The organism is Streptomyces sp. NPDC050422, from assembly GCF_044458665.1.
Taxonomy (GTDB): Bacteria; Actinomycetota; Actinomycetes; order Streptomycetales; family Streptomycetaceae; genus Streptomyces.
In genome coordinates this window covers 64,905-90,390 of the sequence record NZ_JBITIE010000023.1, presented here as the reverse complement: position 1 = coordinate 90,390, position 25,486 = coordinate 64,905, and the positions used below count along the sequence as shown (strand labels likewise).

The following is a 25,486-nucleotide window of genomic DNA, read 5'->3' as shown; positions in this document are numbered from 1 at the left end:
GCGGCTAGTTCGCTGGGGTGATGCGGGGGGGGGGGGGGGGGGGGGCCGCGCGGGGGGGGGGGGGCGGCGGGCCCCCCCCCGGGGGGGGGGGGGGGGCCGCCCGCGGCGCCCCCCCCCCCCCCGGCCCGTTCCGTACCGCCCGTCAGCTCACCCGTTCCGCCCGGTGCTTGACCGCCTTCAGCCGCACCTCGGCGGGCAGCTGTGCCAGCCCCGCCGAGTCCCGGGCATGGGCCAGCGCCTCGTCGGTGAGCTGCCCCAGTGCCTCGTCGGGGGCGGCGTGCGGCTCCATCAGCATCCGGATCCTGGCCTGCGGCGCGCTGCGCTTGCCGGTCAGGACGACCTGGGCGCGGGCCACTCCGTCCAGGGCGCCCGCCTCGTCCGCGAGCACGCCTTCCAGGGCACGGCCGCGCAGCAGCGCACCCTCGCCGTCGCCGCTGTCCACGAGCACTTCGGAGAGGCGTGCGCGGCGCAGCTGGGCGAGCAGCCACCACAGGGCGAGCACCACCAGGACCGCGAGGACCGCGATCACGACCGGCCACCACCAGCCCTCGGAGCGCCAGCGGTTCCGGTCCGCGTCGCTGAGCAGTACGTCGTGCTTGCCGTACCAGGGCCACCAGGACGGCACGGAGAGGCCGAGCGCCGCGGCCAGCACCCCGCCGCCCACGCAGACCAGCACCAGTCCGGCCAAGCCGAGCAGTACCCGGTTGACGGTCCCGATCACGCCGCTCACCCCTTCTTCGCCGGACGGCGGACATGGACGGACAGGCTCGGTTGCCTGGCCAGTCCGAGTTCCCTGATGCCGGTGGAGAGCGCGGTGTCCAGATCGGCCCGCACGTCGTCGAGTTCACGGAAGTGCGAGACGGCCCGCACCCCCACCTTGCTCCGGCCCATGCGGACCCGGACCGACTGCACACCGGAGACCTCCACGGCACGGTCGCGCAGGACCATGGCCGCAGCGGTCCGGTCCAGGGCCGCCCGTACGCCCGGCCGGCCCTGGCGCATCGGCAGCAGATCGCGCAGTCCGGGCGTGAGCGCGAGGACGAGCAGCCACAGGCCGGCCGCCACCGCGATCGAGGCGCCCGTCAGCACCCAGACGTCGTCCAGCCGGCGCTCGGCCAGTTCGTCGGCCAGCGAGCGGCGCCACTGCATCGCCGGGTGGTCGGCGCGGACCGCCGCCACGTCGTAGAGGAGCAGCCCGGCAGCGCCCAGGATCACCAGGGCGGTGATGCCCGCGGGGATGCGGCGGGCGGACCAGAACCGGCCCCCTCCGCCCTCGCTCCGTTCCTTGGCCGGGGCCGGGTCGTACGCCGCGGACGACGCCGACTGATCGAGCGCGAGCACGTCCCCGTGCTCCACCGTGTGCTTCGCGCTGTTCTCCGGGTTCCGGGGCTCGGTCATCGGATCCTCCCCTGCGCCGCGAGGCTCGCTCCTGAGGGGTGCAGGCGCTCGACCTGTACGGCCACTTCGGGCACCTCCATCCCTGCCAACGCCTCTACCCGCATCGCGACCCGGCGACGCACCGCGCCGCACTGGCGCCCGATGTCGCTGGGATATCCGAGCTCCAGAGTCACCCGTACGCGGGCGGAGTCACGGTGCACCGTGACGGTGGCGCGCGGCGACGCGGCGTCCTTCGCGGGCTCGTCGACCGCCTCCTTCGCCGCCTGCGCGGCGATCTTCGCGACGACCCGGTCGGCGATCCGGGTCTCCCCGCGCTCCGCGGCGGCGACCCGGTCGCCCGCCCCCGACAACGCCGTCACCGCCGTCGGTCGCCGCGATCGCGACTCCGGAAGAAGTCGCCGGGCTCCAGGTCACCGTCGAGGAAGCGACCGGCGATGAAGCCGATCGCCCCCAGGGCGGCCACCAGCAGGAAGGCTCCGAACCCGCCGAAGTACCCGGCGAACCCGAGCGCCATGCCGGCCACCATGCCGACCACAGCCATGCTCATCTGCGCTCCTCAACTGCCTTGACGGGAGGTCTACTGGAGACGTGGCTCGGGCTGGTCGTCGTCGTCGTCCTCGTCGGGCAGCTTCACATCGCTGACCGCGATGTTGACCTCGACGACTTCGAGTCCCGTCATCCGCTCGACGGCCGCGACAACGTTCTCCCGTACATCACGGGCGACATCGGCGATCGACACGCCGTAGTCGACGACGATCTCCAGGTCGAGGGCCGTCTGGGACTCGCCGACCTCGGCCTTCACCCCGCGGGTAACGGACTTGGAACCACCGGGGACGCGGTCGCGCACTGCGCCGAACGTCCGCGAGAGTCCACTGCCCATCGCGTGCACGCCGACCACGTCGCGTGCCGCCATCCCGGCGATCTTCTCGACCACACCGTCCGCGATCGTCGTACGGCCGCGGGTGGCGGGGTCTCCCCCGCCGCGCTTGGTCAGCGAGCTGCTGCTCCTGCTGTCGCCGCCCGTCGAGTCCTTGTCGGGGTTCTCGGGCCGGTTCCGCTGTGGGGTCTCGGTCATCGCCGTTCTTCCCTTCAGGCAAGTTGGACTTCCTCGCTCACATTAAGTGCGCTTGCCCGGTCTCGCGTGGTGGATGCGGCAGGGTGGAGCAATGACGACGGCTGACGGCTCCCAGAGGGCCCAAGGATGGACGGCCGCGGTTCGGCAACGGCTCGGTCTGGGCCGGCTGCTCCCGCTGGGCGGTCCGGCGGACGGTGCCTGGATCTCGGAACGGGCCGCGGCGGCCGTGCTGCGCCGGGCTGTGGGCGGTCCGGGGCCGGTGCTCCTGGAACTGCGGATCGCCGTGGCCGACGCGGAGGCCTCGCCCGTCCCGCAGGTGCCGCCGCCCCCGAGCGCCCTGCCGCCGGGGCCGCTGCGGATCGAGGCCACCATGGCCGCGACGGCGCACCAGCCGCTGCCGGCCGCCGCCGCGGCGTTGCGTGCGGCCCTGCTGGCAGCCGCCACCCAGCGGCTCGGGCTGGTGGTCACCGAGGTGGACCTCGAGGTGACGGCGTTGCTGGACACCGCGCCGGAAGGTGCCGAACCGCCCCCCGAGCCGCCGCGCCCGGCCGAGCCGGAGAGCGCGGCGGCCCGTGCGGCCGCTGGGGTGACGGGGGTCGCGACGCTGACGCGGGTACTGGGCCCGCCCGTGCACACGGGGGCGGACCATGTACGGGTCGAGCTGGCGACGGACGGCGGCCACCGGGCGCTGGACGTGGCACGCGCGGTGCGGGTGGCGGTGACCCGGGCGGTGGACGGGCATCCGCCGGTCGCGGTACTGGTCACTGCGGTGACGGAAGGGCCGGGGGCGCAGGGTCCGGGGGCGCAGGTCCCGTCGGCCGGCTGAGGCGGTTCCGGGCCCCGAGCGGTGCGCCGGGGGCCCGTGGACCGGGGAGGTCAGTCGGCCGTGCCCGAGAGGTCACGCAGCCGACGGCCCTGCGCGGCGCGCTCGGCGGCGCGCTGCTCCTCGTACGTACGGGAGACGGCGCCGCCGAGCAGAGCCTTCGTCTCGATGACGGCGTCGCGCGGGGCGGCTATGAGGGCGCCGGCCAGGTCGCGGGCGGCTCCTTCGAGCTCCGCGGCGGGCACCACGAGGTTGGCCAGCCCAGTGCGCTCCGCCTCGTCGGCGTGCACGAAGCGGCCGGTGGCGCAGATTTCGAGCGCGCGTGCGTACCCCACCAGGTGCACCAGGGGGTGCGTGCCGGTGAGGTCGGGGACCAGCCCGAGGCTGGTCTCGCGCATGGCGAACTGCACGTCCTCGGCAACGATCCGCAGATCGCAGGCGAGGGCGAGCTGGAAGCCTGCGCCGATGGCATGCCCCTGGACAGCCGCGATCGACACGATGTCGTTGCGGCGCCACCAGGTGAACGCCTCCTGGTACTCGGCGATGACCGCGTCGAGCTCGGCCTCCGGGCCCCGCCCCATGTCGAGGAACGACGGCTCACCGTCGAACCCCTCGGGGGTGAACGCCTGGCGGTCGAGACCGGCGGAGAAGGACACACCTTCGCCGCGCAGCACGACGACCCGCACACTGCCGGGCAGGGCCCGTCCGGCCTCTGTCAACGCCCGCCACAGAGCGGGGGACTGAGCGTTGCGCTTGGCCGGATTGGTGAGGGTCACCGTGGCAACCGCGTCGTCGACGGTGAGTCGTACGCCGTCCTTGTCGAGCACAGTGTCGAGCGAGGTCATGGAGCGCCTCCGGATCGGGGTGCAGTCAGTACAGTCAGCACAGAGCTAAGTGACTGAACAGTAACCACCCGATCGACCGCACGATCGACCGGGTGGCCACCACCGAAACCGGTGAGCCCCGGGACAGGCCCTGCGACCTGCCCCGACCCGCGGACGGCGTAAGGCTCTAGGGAGTGTTCTAGAAGTAGCGTCGGCCGCCCGGAGGGCGGGTCTCGCGTGGTCCGGTGCATGCGATCGCAAGGCGCCGGGGTGCCCTCGTAGCGGAGCTACTAGGGCAGTTCGGCAACGCGGCGAGCGTGCGTGCCGGACCACGCGAGACAGACGGGACTTCTCAAACACGACCTAGGCCGTCGCGGCCTTCTTGCCTCGTGTCGCGCCGCCGCGTCCTCGCAGCGTCACTCCGGACTCACTGAGCATCCGGTGGACGAATCCGTAGGAGCGGCCGGTTTCTTCGGCCAACGCCCGGATGCTCGCACCGGAGTCGTACTTCTTCTTCAGGTCTGCCGCGAGCTTGTCGCGCGCGGCGCCGGTTACCCGGCTGCCCTTCTTCAGAGTCTCGGCCACCCGTGCCTCCTCGTGGGAAGTGCGCTCTGGACTCTCATGATCACCCCTCGGGGCCGTCCTGGCCACCCATTCGGCAAGGTCCGTGCAAGCGGATCGGCACCCCGGGAAGGCGCCGACACGATCGGAATCACGCATTCCGCAGGGTTACGGGGGCAACGGGGGGAGAAGGCCGGAGGAACGGCCAGGTCAGGGCCGCACCGGGATCGAGGCCTCTCATGCGTGCACCCGGCAGGTATCTGCCGGGTGCCGCGCCGAGGTACGAGACGCCCTCACACAGATGATGGATCACGCGTAGGCCGAATGATCCAGTGCGAGTGGATCAGCGGGCCGCGGTGGCCGGAATCCGGCCCCGTCGCAACGGCCGGCGACCGGGGACGGGCCCCGGCACACGGCCGGACCGGGTCAGGCCAGCGAGACCAGGTCCCGGTAGTCCGCACCCCACAGGTCCTCGACGCCATCGGGCAGCAGGATGATGCGCTCGGGCTGGAGCGCCTCGACGGCGCCCTCGTCGTGCGTGACGAGGACGACCGCGCCCTTGTACGTGCGCAGCGCGCCGAGGATCTCCTCACGGCTGGCGGGGTCGAGGTTGTTGGTGGGCTCGTCGAGCAGCAGCACGTTGGCGGAGGAGACCACCAGCGTCGCCAGGGCGAGCCGGGTCTTCTCACCGCCGGAGAGCACTCCGGCGGGCTTGTCCACGTCGTCCCCGGAGAAGAGGAACGAGCCGAGTGTCTTGCGGACGGCGACGAGGTCGAGGTCCGGCGCGGCGGACCGCATGTTCTCCAGGACGGAGCGGTCCGGGTCGAGGGTCTCGTGCTCCTGGGCGTAGTAGCCGAGCTTGAGTCCGTGGCCCTCGATGATGTCGCCGGTGTCCGGCTTCTCCGCGCCGCCGAGGAGGCGCAGCAGCGTGGTCTTGCCCGCGCCGTTGAGGCCGAGGATGACGACCCGGGAGCCCTTGTCGATGGCGAGGTCGACGTCGGTGAAGATCTCGAGCGAGCCGTAGGACTTGGAGAGGCCCTCCGCCATCAGCGGGGTCTTGCCGCACGGCGAGGGGTCGGGGAAGCGCAGCTTGGCGACCTTGTCGGAGACCCGGACGGCCTCCAAGCCGGAGAGCAGCCGGTCGGCGCGCTTGGCCATGTTCTGCGCGGCCACCGTCTTGGTGGCCTTGGCGCGCATCTTGTCGGCCTGGGCGTTGAGGGTCGCGGCCTTCTTCTCGGCGTTCTGCCGCTCGCGCTTGCGGCGCTTCTCGTCGGCCTCGCGCTGCTGCTGGTAGAGCTTCCAGCCCATGTTGTAGACGTCGATCTGCGAGCGGTTGGCGTCGAGGTAGAACACCTTGTTGACGACCGTCTCGACGAGCTCGACATCGTGGGAGATCACGATGAAGCCGCCGCGGTAGCTCTTGAGGTAGTCGCGCAGCCAGACGATCGAGTCCGCGTCGAGGTGGTTCGTCGGCTCGTCGAGGAGCAGGGTGTCCGCGTCCGAGAAGAGGATCCGGGCCAGCTCGACACGGCGGCGCTGACCGCCGGAGAGCGTGTGGAGCGGCTGGCCGAGCACCCGGTCGGGCAGGCTGAGGGCCGCAGCGATGGTGGCCGCCTCGGCCTCGGCCGCGTATCCGCCCTTGGTGAGGAACTCCGTCTCCAGGCGCTCGTACTTCTTCATCGCCTTCTCGCGGGTGGCGCCCTTGCCGTTCGCCATCCGCTCCTCGTTCTCCCGCATCTTGCGCAGGATCTCGTCGAGGCCGCGGGCCGAGAGGACGCGGTCCCGGGCGAGTACGTCGAGGTCGCCGGTGCGCGGGTCCTGCGGGAGGTAGCCGACCTCGCCGGAGCGGGTGATGGTGCCGCCGGCGGGGGTGCCCTCGCCCGCGAGGCACTTGGTGAGGGTGGTCTTGCCCGCCCCGTTGCGGCCGACGAGGCCGATGCGGTCGCCCTTGGCGATGCGGAAGGAGGCGGATTCGATGAGCATGCGGGCGCCGGCGCGCAGCTCGATGCCGGAAGCGGTGATCACGGGGAAAAACTCCAGAGCGGTATGGACGGCGGAGGAACGACTAGCGATTCACGACTCGACGCCGTTACTCACGCACACGCACAAGGAGAATTGCCATGAGAACCAGTCTACTGGCGGTGTCCAACCACTTTTCCGCCTGCTCCGGCCCACTCCCGCCACAGGTGCCGAAAACCCGCCCACCGCGCCCGGCCCACTCCCCCCACGTGAGCATAAACGGGCATTGCGGTGTGAATTATCTGATACTCGGCGCATGGCTGTGCGGCAGCCGCGAGCGGAGCAGAGGGTGGTGCGATGCAGTTCGACGACGACGCCGATCTGGACACGTCGGAGGTCCGCGACACGCGCGGCAGCCGCATCCCGGGCGGCAGAGCCACCGTGGGCGGCGGAATCGCGGGCGTCATCGCGCTGATCCTGGGGCTGCTCTTCGGGGTCGGCCCCGACCAGCTCGGACTCTCCTCCGGCGACTCGGGCACGACCGCGACCGCCTCGTCGGCGGCGCAGGTCGGCCAGAACTGCCGGACCGGCCGGGACGCCAACACCAAGGACGATTGCCGGACGGTCGCGGTGGTCAACAGCGTGCAGGACTACTGGGGCCAGGAGTTCCAGCGGCGCGACGCCACGTACGGGAGCGCCCGTACGGTCCTGTTCACCGACCGGGTCGACACCGCCTGCGGGTCGGCGGCCTCGGCCGTCGGGCCCTTCTACTGCCCCGGTGACCGGCAGGTCTACCTGGACCTGGGCTTCTTCGACGAGCTGCGGACCACGTTCGGGTCGAGCGGCGGGCCGTTCGCCGAGGCGTACGTCGTCGCGCACGAGTACGGACACCATGTGCAGAACCAGATGGGGACGCTGGCGCGCTCACAGGACGGCCGGACCGGCGAGAACAGCAACGCGGTGAAGGTGGAGCTCCAGGCGGACTGCTACGCCGGGGTCTGGGCGCACCACGCGACGACCACGCCCGACGAGTCGACCGGCCGCCCGCTGATCACCGAGCTCACCCGGGCCGACATCCGGGACGGGCTCGACGCGGCGGCCTCGGTCGGGGACGACCGGATCCAGGAGAAGTTCCAGGACCGGGTGACCCCGGAGTCCTGGACGCACGGCTCGGCAGCGCAGCGCCAGCAGTGGTTCACCACCGGGTTCCGCGGTGGCGACATGGCCGACTGCGACACCTTCCGCTGACCTGTGCGAGCGGCGCCGAACCGGCGCCGCGCAGGGCATTGTCAGCGCCCGGTGGAAGACTGGGACGCAGATCACAGACGGGCTGCGGGGGCCCGGTACGGCGCAAGAAGGGACTGAGCACGATGGCAGACGCAACAGCGGGCGTTCCGACGGTCTATCCGACGATTCTGTACGACGACGCGAAGGCCGCGATCAAGACGCTGACCGAAGGCCTGGGCTTCACCGCGGAAGCGGTGTACGAGGGCGAGGACGGCACGGTGATGCACGCGGAGCTGTCCTGCGGGAACGGCAGGGTGATGCTGGGCTCCAAGGGCCGCGAGGGCATCTTCGCCAAGGCGATGCGGGGAGCGGGACCGGCCGGCGTCTATGTGGTGGTCGACGAGGTCGACGCCCACCATGCGCGGGCCGTGGAGCACGGGGTGGAGATCCTCATGCCGCCGACCGACCAGGACTACGGCTCGCGGGACTACATGGCGCGCGACGCGGAGGGCAATGTGTGGAGCTTCGGGACGTACGCACCGGGGTCGGGCTGAGGGGGCGCGGCGCCTGCGGCGGGGCCTGTTCCCCTACCCGCCCCTTCCCGAAACCGGGGCGCTGCCCCGGGGCCCCGCGCCTCGAACGCCGGCAGGGCCGAGAGTCCTCCCGCTGCCGCGGATGTGCGGCGGCGGGGGAAGATCAAGCCCCTCCGGACCCTCGATTGAGAGGCGAGGTTTCGGGCGCGGGGGTTTCGGGCGCGGAGGGTTCGGCGGCGAGGGTTCAGAGGCGGAGCCCCCGGTTCAGGCGCCGCCCGTGTGTACCTGGAACGCCGCCTTGCGGACCGCCTTGGCGAGCGCGGGGTCGGGGTGCGCGGCGGCCAGGGCGACGAGGACCTGGACGGTGCGCGGGTGGCCGACGGCCCGTACCTCGTCCAGCAGCGCCGGGACGGTGCCCTGCACGGCCGAGTCGAGGTGGCGGACCAGCAGGCCGGTCTCGCCGTGATCGGCGACGGCCGCCGCCGTGTCGACCCAGAGCCACGTGGCCTCCTCGCGACTGAGGACCTCCTGGGCGTCCTCGGGGTCGGTCCCGTCGTACTCCGCGAGCCAGAGCAGCGCGTACGGGCGCAGCGACGGGTCGGCGACGACGGAGCGCACCTCGGGCTCGGCCGGTGCGCCGACGACCCGGAGCGCCTCGAAGGCCAGTCCGCGCAGCAGGGCGTCCTCACCGCGGGCGACGCCGAGAAGTTCGGCGACGGCGCTGCCGACGGGGCGGGCGGCCAGCCAGGCGCGGTATTCGGCGCGGGCCGGTCCGGGGGTGAGGCGGGCGCAGCCGAGCAGCATGTCGGCGGCGGACTGCTCGATGTTCCCGGCCGGGCTCTGGGCGGCGACGCAGATCTGCTCCAGCTTGACCCAGACCGCCCAGTTGCCGAGCGGGGTCAGGGTGGCGGTACCGGCGCCGAGGGTGAGCGCGCCGACTGCGGCCAGCCCCTCCAGGGCCCAGTCCAGCAGGAGGGCGACCAGGGCGGCGGGGTGGGCGGTGGGCGCCGGTGCGGCGGGGGCGGGCAGCGGCTGGGGCCCGTACGGCACCTCGCAGCGCTCCTCGTGCAGTTCCGCCACGCGCTGGCCGAGCAGGTCCAGGAGTGCAGGCACCGTGACCGGGCCCGCCGAGAGCTGGAGGAGGGAGAGCACCTGCGGCACGGCCTCGACGGCCTCGGCGACCGCGGTGGACTCGATGTCGTGGGGTGCGGGGTGGACGAGTGACCAGGCGTCGAACAGCGCCACCCAGCCGCGGAGCACGGCGGAGTCGTCGCGGTCCCAGGCGCGCAGCCGCCAGCCGGGCCGGGCGGTCTCGCCGTGCAGTTCCACGAGTCCGGCGAGCCGGGCCCGGTCCCAGCCGGAGCGGACCTGGGCCGGGGACAATTCCAGCGCCGCGGCGGCCCGTTCCAGGGCCTGGGCGGCCAGTGGAGGCGTGCCGGGGCTCGCACCGTCGGCCGCCCAGCGGGCGATCCGTACGGCGTCGGCGAGAGCGCTCCTGGCCTGGCGGGCCAGTTCCGCCCGGGGCGGAGTGCCCTCGGGCGGGCGGGGCGCCGGCCTGGTGCGCCGGGCGGTCACGGCCTTGCGAGCGGTGGCGAGGGGTCGCGGGCGGACAAGTCGCAGCCTGGAGTCGCGCGGGGTACGGGACGTCACGGGGAGCAGTCTTGCCTCTGACGGCCCGAAAGCCCAAACGGAACCCGGATCACCGGTGTCGGGGCCGGACCGCACCGGCCGGGACCAACCGGCCGAAGCGGCACATCACCTCACATCAGGGGCGTGAGGAAGCGGCGCAGCGTCTCTTCGTAGCGGGCCGGGTCGGCGTTCCACATCGCCGCATGCGGAGCGTGCGGCACAGCGTGCAGGGCGACCAGGTCGGGGCGGCGGGCGGCGAGCTCCCTGGACGGCTGCCAGGGAGCCAGGGTGTCGTCGGGGCCGTGGAAGATCAGCGTCGGGACGTGCAGGGTCGCGGGAAGCGAGGTGTCCAGGAGCCGGGCCCCATGGAGTCCGGTCTGCCCCTGGGCGGCGCGGACGGCGAGGGGCAGCAGAGCGGAGGGGACGCCGCGGGCGGCGGCCAGGGCGCGCAGGGTGGCCGGCCAGTCCAGCACAGGCGAGTCGAGGACCAGACCGCGGATCCGGTCCCGCAGCGCGGAGTTGACGCAGGCGTACAGGGCCATCGAGGCGCCGGTGGACCAGCCGTGCAGGACGACCTGTTCGGCGCCGTAGCGCACGGCGAAGCGGATGGCCGCGTCCAGGTCCCGCCACTCGGACTCGCCGAGGTGGGCGAGCCCGTCCGGGGAGCGGGGGGCTCCGGGGTCGCCGCGATAGGCGAGGTCGAGCACCGGCAGCTGCTGCCCGTGCAGGAAGCCCGTCACGTTGAGCGGGTGTTCCCGGGTGGTGCCGAGGCCGTGCGCGGTGATCACCCAGGTGTCCCGGGGGCCCGGCACGAACCAGGCGGGCAGCCCGCCGAGTTCGCCGGGGATCTCCACCTCGCGGAAGTCGAGACCGAGGGCCGTGGCGGGGTCGCCGCTGTGGACTTCCGGTGTGATGCGGACCTTGGCGCCGGGGCGCAGAATGCCGCGGTTCACGCGTTCCAGCCGGCGGACGACGGTGTCGGCGGCCTGGTGGGCCTGGTCGATCACCGGCCCCACGACGGCGTGGACGTCGTCGCCCACCAGCCCGTAGGTGCCTGGCCGGAGCGAGGTGAACGACCGGGTCAGGGTGACCTGCCCGGCGGCCGTCGCATGCACGGTCAGTCTGCGGTCGGCGGGGAGCGGTCGTCCGGACGGCGCCTTGAGGGCGACGTCACTGGCGTACCGGCCGGCCGCGACCGCTGCCGCGCCGACGCCCAGGATGGTGGTGACGGCAGCTGCCGTTGCTGTAGCGGGGCGCACGGCTTCAGTGTCATGGCCCCGGCCACGCAGGGCCAGCGGGCGGGGGCCGTCCGGTGAGCCGGCCAGGTCGCGCAGGGCGTGGGGCCGGCCGCCTCACCGGCCCTCACCGGTTTCGGCCGCCTCCCGCACCGGTCCCGGCCGCCGCCCTCACCGGTCCCGGCCCGGCTGCCCGTACCCCTTCAGCGCTTCCCCGACGTCGCTCAGCTGCTCCGGCGTGAGCAGGGCCGGGGTACGGCCGGGTACGGAGCTCGCGGTGAGCCAGAGGCGGCAGAGCCATTCGAGCTGGGCGGTGCGGTCGTACGCCTCGTCGAGGCCGGCCCCGTAGGTGACCGTGCCGTGGTTGCCCAGCAGACAGCCGGTGCGGTCGCGCAGGGCCGTGAGCATGTTTCCGGCCAGTTCGTCCGTGCCGTAGCGGGCATAGGCGGCGACCCGGACGGGGCCGCCCAGCATCGCCGCGGCGTAGTGGACCGACGGCACCTCGGCCACCAGGGTGGAGACGGCTGTGGCGTGCACCGCGTGGGTGTGTACGACGGCGGCCGCGTCGGTGTTCCGGTACACCGCGAGATGGAGCGGGAGTTCGCTGGTGGGGGCCATGGTGCCGAGGACCTGGTTGCCCTCCAGATCGACGCCGGTCAGGTCCTGTGGGCGGAGCCGGTCGTACGGCACTCCGCTCGGGGTGACCAGCACGGTCCCGCCGACCCGCGCCGACACGTTGCCCGAGGTCCCCACGACCAGTCCTTCGGTGGCCGTCCTGCGGGCGGTGGCGACGACCGCGTCCCAGGCCCGTTCGATCGATTCCCGCCACTCACTGCTCATACGAAGATCCTTTCAACGGATGAGCGGCCCACCGCCACCCCTCCCACGGAGGCCGGCCCGAACCCCGGATTCCGGGCCCACACCGGCCCGTACCGGAATCCCGCCGCCACCCGGCGGACGAAAAGGGCGACGGCACTCCGGTTGGGGTCACCGCAGCGCCCTGCTCAGTTCATCTTCCGTTCACCCGGATTGCCTACGGTCCACATGCCACTGCCGTCGAACGATTGCCTGGGTAAATGGAACACATCACGCTGCTGCTCGCGATTGTGATCGTGACAGCTCTAGTGTTCGATTTCACGAACGGTTTCCACGACACCGCCAACGCGATGGCCACCACCATCTCGACCGGCGCACTCAAACCCAAGACAGCGGTGGCCATGTCCGCCGTTCTCAACCTCGTAGGCGCGTTCCTGTCGGTGGAGGTCGCCAAGACGATCTCCGGCGGGATCGTCAACGAAGACGGGCTCAGAACCGAGGTCATCTTCGCGGCGCTCGTCGGCGCCATCCTGTGGAATCTCCTGACCTGGCTGGTCGGCCTGCCGTCCAGCTCCTCCCACGCACTGTTCGGCGGCCTGATCGGCGCCGCGGTGATGTCGGCGGGCTGGTCGTCGGTCGACGGCGGCACCGTCGTCACCAAGGTGCTGCTCCCCGCGATCGCCGCACCGGTCGTCGCCGGAATCGCCGCACTGCTGGCCACCAAGCTGACGTACCGCATCGGCGGGAAGGTCACGGGCGGCGCCCAGGAGAAGGCCACCGCGAAGGGTTACCGCGCCGGCCAGATCGCCTCGGCCGGGCTCGTGTCGCTCGCGCACGGCACCAACGACGCACAGAAGACCATGGGCATCATCACGCTCGCCCTGGTCACCGGCGGCGTCCTCTCCCCCGGCTCCAACCCGCCGGTCTGGGTCATCGTGTGCGCCGGTCTCGCCATCGCACTCGGTACCTACCTGGGCGGCTGGCGCATCATCCGCACCATGGGCAGCGGCCTGACCGAGCTGAAGCCGCCGCAGGGCTTCGCCGCCCAGACCAGTGCGGCCACCGTCATCCTGGCCTCCTCGCACCTCGGCTTCTCCCTCTCCACCACTCAGTCGTGCTCCGGTGCCGTCATGGGTGCGGGCCTCGGCCGCAAGGGGGGCGTGGTCCGCTGGTCCACCGCCACCCGCATGTTCGTCGCCTGGGGCCTGACCCTGCCGGCCGCAGGTCTGGTCGGAGCGGGCGCCGAGTTCCTCACCAAGCAGGGCACCTGGGGTGTCGTGGTCGTCGCGGCGCTGCTGATCGCGGGCTCCGGTGCGATCTGGGTGCTGTCCCGCCGCAAGCCCGTCGGGCACGGGGACGTCGCCCCGGGCGGCCAGGACGCGGACGCCGAGCCCGCGGGCGTCGTCACCACCGCCATCGCGGCCGTCAGCCCGCCGCCCACCACGGCTGCCCAGACCCACGAACTCACGGCCACCATCCCGGCCCCCGCCGGACCGGTCACCGACCCGGCCCGACCCGCCACGGTCTAAGAGCCTCCGGTAAGGACAGATCCACATGAACATCGACTGGGCAGCCCTCGGCACCGTCTTCGGCGTCTCCCTCGTCGCCACCGTCGCGCTCGTGGGCCTCTTCACCCTCGGCATCGTCGGCCTCTCCAAGCAGCAGGAACCGGCCACGCAGGGCGGATCGGCGAGCGGTTCGGCAGGTGGCTCGGCGGGCGGTTCGCTCCTGCTGGTCCGCGCCGGCGCGTACGTCTGTTTCGGACTGTGCGCCGCGGCCGTGGCCTACGGCATCTATCTGATCGTCGCCTGAGCCCCACCACCCCCTTCCCGCTCATCCGCATCGGGCCGGACGCACCTCGTGTGCGTACCGGCCCGATGTGCGTCTCAGCACACTGCACCGTCGCAGGTCAACGGCGAGTTGACGGGTGTTCGCGGGGCGTGGTGGACTGCCGGAGCCATTACGGCGACAGCAGAGGAAGCCGGTGCGAATCCGGCGCGGTCCCGCCACTGTCACCGGGGAGCAGTCCCCCACCACGGAAGTCACGGTCCACGCAAGCGGACTGGAAGGCCGGGGGAACTGCGGATCCGGAAGCCAGGAGACTCTCGTCGCCGTCACGTCGAACCAGGGCGCGGACCCTGAGTGAGGACATATCGCCATGCCCGGCTGCCGTGCGTCCGTCCCTGTGCAACCCATCCCAGGTCCCCAGGTCCTTCGAGGCGCAACGGCCGGCTGAACCGTGCGTGCCGATCGCGTCTTCGCGTACGGCGCCACGGCCGGTCTGATCGGCGATCTGCTGCTCGGTGACCCCCGCAGGGGGCACCCGGTCGCCGCCTTCGGGCGGGCCGCGGCAGGCGTCGAACGCCGTCTGTGGCGCGACCACCGCGGGTGGGGCGCACTGCACACCCTGGTCTGCGCCGGAGGCGCCGCCGGGGGTGCCGCACTGGCTGCCCGTGCGCTGCGCCGCCACCCCGCCGCGTCCGTCGCCCTGACCGCCGCCGCCACCTGGTCCGTCGTCGGCGGTACGTCGCTGGGCCGCGAGGCCCGGTCGATCGGCGACGCCCTGACCGCGGGCGATCTCGACCTGGCCCGGGAGCGGCTGCCGCATCTGTGCGGCCGTGACCCGCAGTCCCTGGACGGTCCGCAGATCGCCCGCGCCGTCGTGGAGTCCGTCGCCGAGAACACCTCGGACGCCGTGGTCGGCGCCCTGGTGTGGGGTGCGCTGGGCGGCGTCCCCGGACTCGTCGGGTTCCGGGCCGCCAACACGCTCGACGCGATGGTCGGCCACAAGTCGCCCCGCTACCGGCGTTACGGCTGGGCCTCGGCCCGTCTCGACGACCTCGCGGGCTGGCCGGGCGCCCGGCTGACGGCCCTCCTCGCCGTCGCGGCAGGAGGAGACCCGCAGGGCGCGGTCCGGGCCTGGCGGGTCGACGCGGCCAAGCACCCGAGCCCCAACGCGGGCCCGGTGGAAGCCTCGTTCGCCGGTGCGCTCGGCGTACGGCTCGGCGGGACGCTCGCCTACGGCGGCCGGGTCGAGCACCGTCCCGTGCTCAACGGGGAGACGGGCCGTGCGGTGGAGCCCGCGGACATCGAGCGCGCCGTACGGCTGTCGCGCAGGGTCAGCGCGCTCGCCCTCGGCGTGAGCGTGGCGGCCCGGCTGGGCGCGGGGCTCGCGGCCCGGCGGATCGCCGGCCCCCGCACCTCAGCACTCCGTACGGCACCCCCTCGTACCGCAGCACCCCGACTCTCTGGACGGAGACCGACATGAGCGGCGGACTGCTGGTCGCCGGGACCACCTCGGACGCGGGCAAGAGCGTCGTCACCGCGGGCATCTGCCGCTGGCTGGTGCGCCGGGGCGTGAAGGTCGCGCCGTTCAAGGCGCAGAACATGTCGCTCAACTCCTTCGTCACCCGCGAGGGCGCGGAGATCGGCCGCGCCCAGGCCATGCAGGCCCAGGCCGCCCGGGTGGAGCCGACCGCCCTGATGAACCCGGTGCTGCTCAAGCCCGGCAGCGACCGCTCCAGCCAGGTCGTCCTGATGGGGCGTCCGGTCGGCGAGATGAGCGCCCGCGGCTACCACGGCGGACGCCAGGAGTCGCTCCTGTCCACCGTCGTGGACTGCCTGGAGCAGCTTCGGGGCACGTATGACGCAGTGATCTGCGAGGGGGCGGGCAGCCCGGCCGAGATCAATCTGCGGCGCACGGACATCGTGAACATGGGCATCGCACGGGCGGCAAGCTTCCCGGTGGTGGTCGTCGGCGACATCGACCGCGGCGGGGTCTTCGCCTCGTTCTTCGGTACGACGGCGCTGCTCTCGGCCGAGGACCAGGCACTGATCGCCGGCTACCTGGTCAACAAGTTCCGCGGCGACGTCTCGCTGCTGGAGCCCGGCCTGGACATGCTGCGCGACCTGACGGGACGTCCGACGTACGGGGTGCTGCCGTTCGCGCACGGCCTCGGCATCGACGAGGAGGACGGTCTGCGGGTCTCGCTGCGCGGCACCGTACGGGAGTCGGTGCTCGCCCCGCCGCACGGCGAGGACATCCTGCGCATCGCCGTGTGCGCGGTGCCACTGATGTCCAACTTCACCGACGTGGACGCCCTGGCCGCCGAACCGGGCGTCGTGGTGCGGTTCGTGGACCGTCCCGAAGAACTGCACGACGCCGACCTCGTCATCGTGCCCGGCACCCGCGGCACCGTGAAGGCGCTCGCCTGGCTGCGCGAGCGCGGGCTCGCCGACGCGCTGCTGCGGCGCGCCGCCGAGGGCCGTCCGGTGCTCGGCATCTGCGGCGGTTACCAGATCCTCGGCGAGCAGATCGAGGACGACGTGGAGTCGCGCGCCGGGACGGTCGACGGGCTCGGGCTGCTGCCCGTACGCATCCGGTTCGACCGCGAGAAGACCCTCGCCCGGCCGGTCGGCGAGGCGCTCGGCGCCCCGGTCGAGGGGTACGAGATCCACCACGGCGTCGCGGACGTGCACGGCGGCGAGCCGTTCCTCACCGACGGCAGCGGGCAGCGTCTCGACGGCTGCCGGGCCGGCGCCGTATGGGGCACCCACTGGCACGGCTCGCTGGAGAGCGACGCTTTCCGGCGCCGCTTCCTGACCGAGGTCTCGCACGCCGCCGGCCGCCGTTTCGTGCCCGCCCCCGACACCTGCTTCGCCGGGCTGCGGGAGGAACAGCTCGACCGCCTCGGCGACCTGATCGAAGAACACGCGGACACCGATGCGCTGTGGCGACTCATCGAGTCGGGCGCACCGGCAGGACTTCCCTTCATCGCCCCCGGAGCACCTGGAGCACGCGCATGAACGCGCCACTGACCGCCCCCATGAGCACCGTGCTGCTGTTGTCGACCGCCGACACCGACCTCCTCGCCGCGCGCGCCTCGGGCGCGCCGTACAGGATCGGCAACCCGACCCGTATCGACGTCCAGGACGAACTGCCCGCACTGATCGAGGGCTGCTCCGTCGCCGTGGTCCGCCTGCTGGGCGGCAAGCGCGCCTGGGAGGACGGGCTCGCGGCGCTCAGGGCGTCGGGCATCCCGACCGTGCTGCTCGGCGGTGAGACCGTCCCCGACGCGGAGCTGATGGCCGAGTCGTCCGTACCGGCGGGCGTCGTCGCCGAGGCGCTGCGCTACCTGGTGGAGGGTGGCCCGGGGAACCTCGTCGAACTGGCCCGTTTCCTCTCCGACACCGTCCTGCTGACCGGGCACGGCTTCGCCGAACCGCAGAAGATGCCCGAGTGGGGCCTGCACGGCAGCCGTACGTTCACCGAGGGCCGCCCGACCGTCGGCGTGCTCTTCTACCGGGCGCACCACCTCTCCGGCAACACCTCGTTCGTCGACGTGCTGTGCGACGCCGTCGAGGCACGCGGCGCCAACGCCCTTCCCGTGTACTGCGGTTCGCTGCGCGGCGCGGACGCCGGGCTGTACGAGCTCCTCGGCCGGGCCGACGCCCTGGTCGCCACGGTCCTCGCGGCCGGCGGCACCCGTGCGTCGGACGCCTCCGCCGGGGGCGACGACGAGGCCTGGGACATCGGCGCCCTCGCCGACCTGAACGTGCCGGTGCTGCAGGGGCTGTGTCTGACGTCCTCGCGGGCCGCGTGGGACGCGTCGGACGCCGCGCTCTCCCCCATGGACGCGGCGATGCAGGTCGCCATCCCGGAGTTCGACGGCCGACTGATCACGGTGCCGTTCTCCTTCAAGGAGCAGGGCCCGGACGGGGTGCCGGTGTACCGCGCCGATCCCGAGCGCGCGGCCCGCGTCGCCGGGATCGCGGTGCGTCACGCCGTCCTCAAGCACAAGACCAACGCCGAGAAGAGGCTCGCCCTGGTCTTCACCGCCTACCCGACCAAGCACTCCCGCGTCGGCAACGCGGTCGGCCTGGACACGCCCGCCTCCGCCGTCCGCGTCCTGGACGCCCTGCGTGACGCCGGCTACGGGGTCGACGCGCACCCCGACAACGGCGACGAGCTCATCCACCGCCTCATCAACGCCGGTGGCCACGACGTGGAGTGGCTGACCGAGGAGCAGCTCGCGGCCGCCCCCGCGCGGGTGCCGCTGGCCGACTACCGGCAGTGGTTCGCCAAGCTGGACCCGGCGATGCGGGACTCGATGCTGGAGCACTGGGGCGAGCCGCCGGGCCAGCTGTACCTGGATGGCGACGACATCGTCCTGGCGTCCCTGCAGTTCGGGAACGTGGTGGTGCTGATCCAGCCGCCGCGCGGATTCGGCGAGAACCCGATCGCGATCTACCACGACCCGGACATGCCGCCCTCGCACCACTACCTGGCGACGTACCGCTGGCTGGAAGCCGCCGCATCGGAGGGGGGCTTCGGCGCGGACGCCGTCGTCCACATGGGCAAGCACGGCACGATGGAGTGGCTGCCCGGCAAGGGGCTCGGCCTGTCCGCCGGCTGCGGCCCGGACGCGGTGCTCGGCGAACTGCCGCTGATCTACCCGTTCATCGTCAACGACCCGGGCGAGGGCACCCAGGCCAAGCGCCGCGGCCACGCCACTGTGGTGGACCACCTGGTCCCTCCGATGGCGCGCGCCGACACGTACGGCGACCTGGCGAAGCTTGAGCAGTTGCTCGACGAGTACGCGCTGGTCAGCGACCTGGACCCGACGAAGGCGCCCACGGTGCGGGCGCAGATCTGGACGCTGGTCAAGGCCGCGGAGCTGCACCACGACCTGCACGTCGACGAGCAGCCGGGCGACGACGCCTTCGACTCGTTCGTCATGCACATCGACGGCTACCTCTGCGAGATCAAGGACGTCCAGATCCGCGACGGTCTGCACATCCTGGGGGGCGGCCCCGTCGACGAGGCCCGGGTCAACCTCGTCCTCGCGGTGCTGCGCGCCTCCCAGGTGTGGGGCGGCACGGCGAACGCGCTGCCGGGCCTGCGGGCGGCGATCGCCGAGCACTTCGGGCTCAGCGAGAAGGAGTTGCTGGGCGAGCCGGGTGCCGCGGTGAAGGTGCCCGCCGAGCTGAGCGAACTGGTGGACGGCCCGGCCAGGACGGGCGCGGACGCGATCGACCTGCTGGAGCAGCTGTGCCGCCGCCTCGCGGAGGGCATGGAGGCGCGCGGCTGGGACCTCACGGCGGTGGCCGGCCTGGCACGGGAGGTGCTGGGCTTCGAACTCCCGGACGCCGTCGCCGTCCTGGGCTTCGCCTGCGAGGAGGTCGTGCCCCGGCTGGCACGGACGACCGACGAGATCGATCACATCCTCCTCGCCCTGAACGGCGGCTTCGTCCCGGCGGGCCCCTCGGGGTCGCCCACACGCGGCCTCGTCAACGTGCTGCCGACAGGCCGCAACTTCTACTCCGTCGACCCGAAGGCGATTCCGTCCCGCCTGTCGTGGGAGGTCGGCCAGTCGCTCGCCGACTCGCTGATCGCCCGGTACCTCGCCGACACGGGCGACTACCCGAAGTCGGTCGGCCTGACCGTGTGGGGCACCTCCGCCATGCGCACCCAGGGCGACGACATCGCGGAGATCCTGGCACTGCTCGGCTGCCGCCCGGTGTGGGACGACGCCTCGCGCCGGGTCACCGGCTTCGAGGTGGTGCCGGTGAGCGAGCTGGGCCGGCCGCGCATCGACGTGACGGTCCGGATCTCGGGCTTCTTCCGGGACGCGTTCCCGCACGTGGTGGGCCTGATCGACGACGCGGTGCGCGCGGTGGCGGAGCTGGACGAGCCGGCCGACGCCAACTACGTACGGGCGCACGCCGACGAGGACACGGCGGAGCACGGTGACCGCCGCCGGGCCACGGCACGCATCTTCGGCTCGAAGCCGGGGGCGTACGGCGCGGGGCTGCTGCCGCTGATCGACGCCCGCAACTGGCGGTCGGACGCGGACCTGGCCGAGGTGTACGCGGTCTGGGGCGGTTACGCGTACGGGCGCGGGCTCGAGGGGCGGGCGGCGCGCGGGGACATGGAGACGGCGTTCCGGCGGATCGCGGTGGCGGCGAAGAACGTGGACACCAGGGAACACGACCTGGTCGACGCCGACGACTACTTCCAGTACCACGGCGGCATGGTGGCGATGGTGCGGCACCTGACCGGTGAGTCGCCCGAGGCGTACGTGGGGGATTCCGCGACGCCGGACCAGGTGAAGACCCGGACGCTGGGCGAGGAGACGCACCGGGTCTTCCGGGCGCGGGTGGTGAACCCCCGGTGGATGGCGGCCATGCGGCGGCACGGGTACAAGGGCGCCTTCGAGATGGCCGCGACCGTGGACTACCTGTTCGGGTACGACGCCACGGCGGGGGTCGTCGACGACTGGATGTACGAGAAGTTGTCGGCGGAGTACGTGTTTGACGAGACCAACCGGGACTTCATGAAGAAGTCCAACCCCTGGGCGCTGCGCGGGATCTCGGAGCGGTTGCTGGAGGCGGCCGAGCGGGGGCTGTGGGCGGAGCCGGACGCGGAGACGCTGGAGCGGTTGCGGGCGACGTATCTGGAGCTCGAGGGCGATCTGGAGGGGGACGCGTGAGTCGCGTGGCGCCTGCGGCGGGCGTTCTCCCCTGCCCCGCCCCTTCCCGTAACCGGGGGCTCCGCCCCCGGACCCCCGCTCCTCAAACGCCGGAGGGGCTGGAATGTTCCCCCAAGGAGGTCCTGTGAGTACGCCTTATCCCTTCACCGCCATCGTCGGGCAGGACGATCTCCGGCTCGGGCTGCTTCTCAACGCCGTGAGCCCTGCCGTGGGTGGCGTCCTCGTGCGCGGCGAGAAGGGCACCGCCAAGTCCACCGCCGTGCGTGCGCTGGCCGCGCTCATGCCGGAGGTGTCCGTCGTCCCCGGGTGCCGGTTCTCCTGCGCCCCCGACTCCCCCGATCCGGCGTGTCCCGACGGGCCCCACGAGACCGGGTCCGGCGTGTCACGGGCCGCGCGGACCGTGGAGCTGCCCGTCGGCGCCTCCGAGGACCGGCTCGTCGGGGCGCTCGACATCGAGCGGGCGCTCGCCGAGGGCGTGAAGGCCTTCGAGCCGGGGCTGCTCGCCGACGCGCATCGCGGGATCCTGTACGTCGACGAGGTCAACCTCCTCCACGACCACCTCGTGGACCTGCTGCTGGACGCCGCGGCCATGGGTGCTTCGTACGTGGAGCGCGAAGGCGTCTCCGTACGGCATGCGGCCCGCTTCCTCCTCGTCGGGACGATGAACCCCGAGGAAGGGGAGCTCAGGCCCCAGCTCCTCGACCGGTTCGGGCTGACCGTCGAGGTCGCCGCCTCCCGTGAGACCGATCTGCGGGTCGAGGTGGTGCGGCGGCGGCTCGCGTACGACGACGATCCGGCCGCCTTCGCCGCCCGGTGGGCCGACGAGGAAGGTGCGTTGCGGGCCAGGATCGTCGGTGCGCGTGCGCTCCTGCCGCACGTGCGGCTCGGTGATGGCGCGTTGCGGCAGATCGCCGCGACCTGTGCCGCCTTCGAGGTCGACGGGATGCGGGCCGACATCGTGATGGCCCGGACCGCCACGGCGCTCGCCGCCTGGGCGGGGCGTACGGACGTGCTCGCCGAGGACGTCCGGCAGGCGGCCCTGCTCGCGCTCCCCCACCGGCGCCGGCGCAACCCCTTCGACGCGCCGGGGCTCGACGAGGACAAGCTCGACGACACGCTGGAGCAGAACAGCTCCGAGGACGACGATCCGGACCCGGACGGCCCCGACGGCGGCGGCCGGCCGCCTCGGGGCGACGGGCCCGACACGCCGCCGCAGCCCGAGAGCGGGGCCGACGACACGCCCGCGCAGTCCGTGCCCGAGCAGGGCGGGGAGAAGGAACAGGAGCCCGCGCAGGGGCAGTCCTCGGGCGGCCGCGAGCAGCAGCCCGTACGGGCCGGTGAGCCGTTCCGTACGAAGGTGCTGAGCGTGCCCGGTCTGGGCGAGGGCGCTGCGGGGCGGCGGTCCCGGGCGCGTACCGAGCACGGGCGCACGACCGGAGCGCGGCGGCCGCGGGGCGCGCTGACCAAGCTGCACCTGGCCGCCACCGTGCAGGCCGCCGCCCCGCATCAGCGGGCGCGGGGCCGGTCGGGCCGGGGTCTGGTGGTGCGGCGGGACGATCTGCGGCAGGCGGTGCGCGAGGGGCGCGAGGGGAATCTCGTGCTGTTCGTCGTGGACGCGTCCGGGTCGATGGCCGCCCGGCAGCGGATGACCGCGGTGAAGGGTGCGGTGCTGTCCCTGCTGATGGATGCCTACCAGCGACGCGACAAGGTCGGGCTGATCACCTTCCGGGGCAAGGACGCCGAGGTGGTGCTGCCGCCGACGTCGTCGGTGGACGCAGCCGCCGCGCGGCTCGAGATGCTGCCGACCGGTGGCCGCACCCCGGTGGCCGCCGGGCTGCTGAAGGCCCATGACGTGCTGCGGGTGGAGCGGCTGCGCGATCCCTCGCGGCGGCCGTTGCTCGTCGTGGTGACCGACGGGCGGGCGACCGGGGGGCCGGAGCCCGTGGCACTGGCTGCGCGGGCCGCACGGCTGCATGAGGTCGAGGGCACGGCGTCCGTCGTCGTGGACTGCGAGTCGGGGCCGGTGCGCCTCGGACTCGCGGCGAGTCTCGCGGGCGAGCTGGGCGGCACCGCCGTCACGCTCGACGAGCTGCGGGCCGACTCGATCGCCGGACTGGTCAAGGACGTTCAGGGCTACAGCAGGAGGGCCGCGTAATGCCGCAGGGACAGCCGGTCAGCGTGCCGGACGACGGACTCACCACCCGCCAGCGCCGCAACCGGCCGCTGCTGGTGGTGCACACCGGCATCGGCAAGGGGAAGTCGACGGCGGCCTTCGGGCTCGCCCTGCGCGCCTGGAATCAGGGCTGGCCCATCGGGGTCTTCCAGTTCGTGAAGTCGGCGAAGTGGAAGGTCGGCGAGGAGAACGCGCTGAAGGTCCTCGGCGCGAGCGGCGAGGGCGGGTCCGTCGCCTGGCACAAGATGGGCGAGGGCTGGTCCTGGGTCCAGCGCGACCAGCAGCTCGACAACGAGGCGGCGGCCCGCGAGGGCTGGGAGCAGGTCAAGCGCGATCTGGCGGCCGAGACGTACCGGCTGTACGTACTCGACGAGTTCGCCTACCCGATGCACTGGGGATGGGTCGACACCGATGAGGTGGTCGAGGTGCTGCGCCGGCGGCCGGGCAGCCAGCATGTGGTGATCACCGGGCGCAACGCGCCCGCCGCGCTGGTGGAGGCGGCCGATCTGGTGACCGACATGTCGAAGGTCAAGCACCCGATGGACGCCGGGCAGAAGGGCCAGAGGGGCATCGAGTGGTGAACGTGCCGCGCCTGGTCATCGCCGCGCCGTCGTCCGGCAGCGGCAAGACCACCGTCGCGACGGGTCTGATGGCAGCGTTCGCCGGGCGGGGACTCGCCGTGTCCGGGCACAAGGTGGGCCCGGACTACATCGATCCTGGCTACCACACCCTGGCCACCGGGCGGCCGGGGCGCAATCTCGACGCGTACATGTGCGGGCCGGAGCTGATCGCTCCGCTGTTCGCGCACGGTGCGCAGGGGTGCGACCTGGCGGTCGTCGAGGGCGTGATGGGGCTGTACGACGGGGCGTCGGGGCAGGGGGAGCTCGCGTCCACCGCTCAGGTGGCGAAGTTGTTGCGGGCGCCGGTGGTGCTGGTCGTGGACGCGTCGTCGCAGGCGCGGTCCGTGGCCGCGCTGGTGCACGGCTTCGCTTCGTGGGACACGCAGGTGCGGATCGGCGGGGTGATCCTGAACAAGGTCGGCTCGGACCGGCACGAGGCGCTGTTGCGCGAGGCCCTGGACGAGTCCGGGGTGCCGGTGCTGGGGGTGTTGCGGCGGGCCGCGCGGGCGGAGGTTCCGTCGCGGCATCTGGGGCTGGTGCCGGTGGCCGAGCGGCGGGGCGAGGCGGTGGCCGCTGTCGCGGCGATGGCTGCTCAGGTACGGGGTGGGTGTGATCTGGAGGCGCTGATGGGCTTGGCACGGGCCACGCCTCCCGTGCCGGGTGCGGGTGCGTGGAGCGCGGCTGAGGCTGTGGGCGCCTGCGGCGGGCCTGTTCCCCTCCCCGCCCCTTCCCGTAGCCGGGGGCTCCGCCCCCGGACCCCCGCTCCTCAAACGCCGGAGGGGCTGGAATTCGGGGCTCCTGTTGTCGCCGTCGCTTCCGGGCCCGCGTTCACCTTCTCCTATGCCGAGCACAGCGAGCTGCTCGCCGCCGCCGGGGCCACTGTCGTGCCGTTCGATCCCCTGCGGGACGAGGCGCTGCCCGACGGGACAGGCGGGCTCGTCATCGGTGGCGGGTTTCCCGAGGTGTACGGCCCCGAGCTGTCGGCCAACGAGCCGTTGCGCAGGGCCGTTGCGGAGCTGGTGGCCTCCGGGGCCCCGGTGGCCGCCGAGTGTGCGGGGCTGCTGTACCTGGCGCGGTCCCTGGACGGGCTGCCGATGTGCGGGGTGCTGGACGCCGAGGCGCGGATGTCGGAGCGGCTGACGCTCGGGTACCGGGACGCGGTGGCGGTCTCCGACAGCGTGCTGGCGGCCACGGGGACGCGGATGCGTGGGCACGAGTTCCACCGCACCGTGCTGGAGCCCGGGGCCGGGGACGTACCGGCCTGGGGCATGCACCAGCCGGAGCGGCGCGTGGAGGGGTTCGTGCAGCAGGGCGTGCACGCGAGTTATCTGCATACGCACTGGGCTTCTGTGCCCGGTACGGCCCGCCGATTCGTGGAGAGGTGCAAGGGATGAACACACTGGTCGGGGTCGGGGTCGGGCCCGGTGATCCGGAGCTGGTGACCGTCAAGGGCGTCAACGCGCTGCGGGAGGCCGCCGTTGTCGTGGTGCCCGTGATGGACACCGGTGAGCGGGGGCGTGCCGAGGCGACCGTGCTGCACTACGTCGGGGCCGAGAAGGTCGTACGGGTCGTGTTCGCGCTCAACGAGCGGACGGACCGGGCGCGCCGGGAGGCGGCGTGGGACGCGGCGGGGGCAAGGGTCGCCGAGTTGCTGCGTACACATGGTTCGGTGGCGTTCGCGACCATCGGCGACCCCAACGTGTACTCGACGTTCACGTATCTCGCGCACACCATCGGGGAGCTGCTGCCGGGTACGGCCGTGGTGACCGTGCCGGGGATCACCGCCATGCAGGATCTGGCCGCGCGCAGTGGCGCGGTACTGACCGAGGGCACCGAGCCGTTGACGCTGGTTCCGGTGACCGCCGGGGCGGCCGTGCTGAAGCAGGCGCTGGAGGGGCCCGGGACGGTCGTCGCGTACAAGTTCGGCCGGCTGGCCGAGGAGGTCGCCACGGCGTTGCGCGAGACGGGGCGGACCGGGGACGCGGTGTGGGGTTCGGCGCTCGGGCTGCCGGAGGAGTCGATCCGGCCGGCGTCGGAGCTGGCCGACGGCCCGTTGCCGTACCTGTCCACGCTGATCGCTCCCGCCCCGCGCGACGGCGGGCGGGGCGGCAAGCTGTGAGG

General features: G+C 72.9%; 23 protein-coding genes and 1 riboswitch. Of the genes, 12 read left to right on the top strand and 11 right to left on the bottom strand.

The genetic code is table 11. The annotated features are described in order from the left end of the window. Positions 1-142 precede the first annotated feature (142 nt). Genes amaP through ACIBJG_RS31730 form a run of 5 tightly spaced genes read right to left on the bottom strand, consistent with a single transcriptional unit; the run spans position 143 to position 2,473 of the window. Complete coding sequence (gene amaP, locus ACIBJG_RS31750; protein ID WP_399312748.1) at positions 143-730, bottom strand: alkaline shock response membrane anchor protein AmaP; 588 nt, start codon at positions 728-730, stop codon at positions 143-145. Next, complete coding sequence (locus tag ACIBJG_RS31745; RefSeq protein ID WP_399312746.1) at positions 727-1,398, bottom strand: DUF6286 domain-containing protein; 672 nt, start codon at positions 1,396-1,398, stop codon at positions 727-729. Before ACIBJG_RS31745 ends, amaP begins: the two co-directional genes overlap by 4 nt. Continuing rightward, the gene (locus ACIBJG_RS31740; protein WP_399312744.1) at positions 1,395-1,757 is read right to left on the bottom strand and encodes a hypothetical protein; all 363 of its coding nucleotides are present in this window, start codon (positions 1,755-1,757) and stop codon (positions 1,395-1,397) included. Before ACIBJG_RS31740 ends, ACIBJG_RS31745 begins: the two co-directional genes overlap by 4 nt. After that, complete coding sequence (locus tag ACIBJG_RS31735) at positions 1,754-1,945, bottom strand: hypothetical protein (RefSeq protein WP_136330255.1); 192 nt, start codon at positions 1,943-1,945, stop codon at positions 1,754-1,756. Before ACIBJG_RS31735 ends, ACIBJG_RS31740 begins: the two co-directional genes overlap by 4 nt. Before the next feature lie 30 nt (positions 1,946-1,975). Beyond that, positions 1,976-2,473, bottom strand: a complete 498-nt coding sequence (locus ACIBJG_RS31730) for an Asp23/Gls24 family envelope stress response protein (RefSeq protein WP_399312742.1) — start codon at positions 2,471-2,473, stop codon at positions 1,976-1,978. A 91-nt stretch (positions 2,474-2,564) separates the two neighbouring features. Between ACIBJG_RS31730 and ACIBJG_RS31725 the strand changes: the two genes are divergently transcribed. Continuing rightward, positions 2,565-3,299 (top strand): hypothetical protein, encoded by a 735-nt coding sequence (locus ACIBJG_RS31725; protein WP_399312740.1) that lies wholly within the window; start codon positions 2,565-2,567, stop codon positions 3,297-3,299. 50 nt (positions 3,300-3,349) lie between these two features. Here the strand turns inward: ACIBJG_RS31725 and ACIBJG_RS31720 are convergent, their stop codons facing one another. From ACIBJG_RS31720 to ACIBJG_RS31710, 3 genes are all read right to left on the bottom strand, one after another. Further along, the gene (locus ACIBJG_RS31720; RefSeq protein ID WP_399312738.1) at positions 3,350-4,141 is read right to left on the bottom strand and encodes an enoyl-CoA hydratase/isomerase family protein; all 792 of its coding nucleotides are present in this window, start codon (positions 4,139-4,141) and stop codon (positions 3,350-3,352) included. A 342-nt stretch (positions 4,142-4,483) separates the two neighbouring features. Beyond that, entirely contained in the window at positions 4,484-4,705 is a 222-nt protein-coding gene (locus ACIBJG_RS31715; protein ID WP_018518904.1) for a helix-turn-helix domain-containing protein, read from the bottom strand. A 402-nt stretch (positions 4,706-5,107) separates the two neighbouring features. Then, complete coding sequence (locus ACIBJG_RS31710; protein WP_399312736.1) at positions 5,108-6,706, bottom strand: ABC-F family ATP-binding cassette domain-containing protein; 1,599 nt, start codon at positions 6,704-6,706, stop codon at positions 5,108-5,110. A 291-nt stretch (positions 6,707-6,997) separates the two neighbouring features. On the opposite strand from ACIBJG_RS31710, the gene ACIBJG_RS31705 reads away from it, so the two are divergent. Then, positions 6,998-7,888 (top strand): neutral zinc metallopeptidase, encoded by an 891-nt coding sequence (locus tag ACIBJG_RS31705; RefSeq protein ID WP_399312734.1) that lies wholly within the window; start codon positions 6,998-7,000, stop codon positions 7,886-7,888. 122 nt (positions 7,889-8,010) lie between these two features. Beyond that, the gene (locus ACIBJG_RS31700; protein WP_399312733.1) at positions 8,011-8,421 is read left to right on the top strand and encodes a VOC family protein; all 411 of its coding nucleotides are present in this window, start codon (positions 8,011-8,013) and stop codon (positions 8,419-8,421) included. 243 nt (positions 8,422-8,664) lie between these two features. Here ACIBJG_RS31700 and ACIBJG_RS31695 read toward each other — a convergent pair whose 3' ends face one another. From ACIBJG_RS31695 to ACIBJG_RS31685, 3 genes are all read right to left on the bottom strand, one after another. Beyond that, positions 8,665-9,975 carry a hypothetical protein gene (locus ACIBJG_RS31695; protein ID WP_399312837.1) on the bottom strand — a complete coding sequence of 437 codons (1,311 nt, stop codon included), beginning with the start codon at positions 9,973-9,975 and terminating at the stop codon, positions 8,665-8,667. Between the two features lie 185 nt (positions 9,976-10,160). Beyond that, positions 10,161-11,288, bottom strand: a complete 1,128-nt coding sequence (locus tag ACIBJG_RS31690; RefSeq protein ID WP_399312731.1) for an alpha/beta hydrolase — start codon at positions 11,286-11,288, stop codon at positions 10,161-10,163. Positions 11,289-11,435: 147 nt separating this feature from the next. Then, the gene (locus ACIBJG_RS31685) at positions 11,436-12,104 is read right to left on the bottom strand and encodes a class II aldolase/adducin family protein (RefSeq protein WP_399312730.1); all 669 of its coding nucleotides are present in this window, start codon (positions 12,102-12,104) and stop codon (positions 11,436-11,438) included. A 236-nt stretch (positions 12,105-12,340) separates the two neighbouring features. Here ACIBJG_RS31685 and ACIBJG_RS31680 point away from each other — a divergent pair, with 236 nt between their 5' ends. The 9 genes from ACIBJG_RS31680 (at position 12,341) to cobI (ending at position 25,484) form a co-directional block, all read left to right on the top strand. Next, on the top strand, positions 12,341-13,609 hold the full coding sequence (locus ACIBJG_RS31680; protein ID WP_399312728.1) for an anion permease: 1,269 nt from the start codon (positions 12,341-12,343) through the stop codon (positions 13,607-13,609). Between the two features lie 25 nt (positions 13,610-13,634). Further along, a complete protein-coding gene (locus ACIBJG_RS31675) occupies positions 13,635-13,892 on the top strand; it encodes a hypothetical protein (protein ID WP_399312727.1) in 258 nt (85 codons plus the stop codon). A gap of 161 nt (positions 13,893-14,053) precedes the next feature. After that, positions 14,054-14,185, top strand: a riboswitch (cobalamin riboswitch). 134 nt (positions 14,186-14,319) lie between these two features. Further along, positions 14,320-15,348 carry a cobalamin biosynthesis protein gene (locus ACIBJG_RS31670; protein ID WP_399312725.1) on the top strand — a complete coding sequence of 343 codons (1,029 nt, stop codon included), beginning with the start codon at positions 14,320-14,322 and terminating at the stop codon, positions 15,346-15,348. Beyond that, on the top strand, positions 15,345-16,886 hold the full coding sequence (locus ACIBJG_RS31665; RefSeq protein WP_399312724.1) for a cobyric acid synthase: 1,542 nt from the start codon (positions 15,345-15,347) through the stop codon (positions 16,884-16,886). Before ACIBJG_RS31670 ends, ACIBJG_RS31665 begins: the two co-directional genes overlap by 4 nt. A 20-nt stretch (positions 16,887-16,906) precedes the next feature. After that, the gene (gene cobN / locus ACIBJG_RS31660) at positions 16,907-20,572 is read left to right on the top strand and encodes a cobaltochelatase subunit CobN (RefSeq protein WP_399312835.1); all 3,666 of its coding nucleotides are present in this window, start codon (positions 16,907-16,909) and stop codon (positions 20,570-20,572) included. A gap of 124 nt (positions 20,573-20,696) precedes the next feature. Further along, positions 20,697-22,727 carry a putative cobaltochelatase gene (locus tag ACIBJG_RS31655; RefSeq protein ID WP_399312722.1) on the top strand — a complete coding sequence of 677 codons (2,031 nt, stop codon included), beginning with the start codon at positions 20,697-20,699 and terminating at the stop codon, positions 22,725-22,727. After that, on the top strand, positions 22,727-23,326 hold the full coding sequence (cobO, locus tag ACIBJG_RS31650) for a cob(I)yrinic acid a,c-diamide adenosyltransferase (protein ID WP_328893224.1): 600 nt from the start codon (positions 22,727-22,729) through the stop codon (positions 23,324-23,326). Before ACIBJG_RS31655 ends, cobO begins: the two co-directional genes overlap by 1 nt. Next, positions 23,320-24,759: a cobyrinate a,c-diamide synthase gene (locus ACIBJG_RS31645; RefSeq protein WP_399312721.1), complete on the top strand. Its 1,440-nt coding sequence runs from the start codon at positions 23,320-23,322 to the stop codon at positions 24,757-24,759. The genes cobO and ACIBJG_RS31645 overlap by 7 nt, the downstream gene beginning before the upstream one ends. Then, positions 24,756-25,484 carry a precorrin-2 C(20)-methyltransferase gene (cobI, locus tag ACIBJG_RS31640; RefSeq protein ID WP_399312719.1) on the top strand — a complete coding sequence of 243 codons (729 nt, stop codon included), beginning with the start codon at positions 24,756-24,758 and terminating at the stop codon, positions 25,482-25,484. The genes ACIBJG_RS31645 and cobI overlap by 4 nt, the downstream gene beginning before the upstream one ends. The last annotated feature ends 2 nt before the right edge of the window (positions 25,485-25,486 follow it).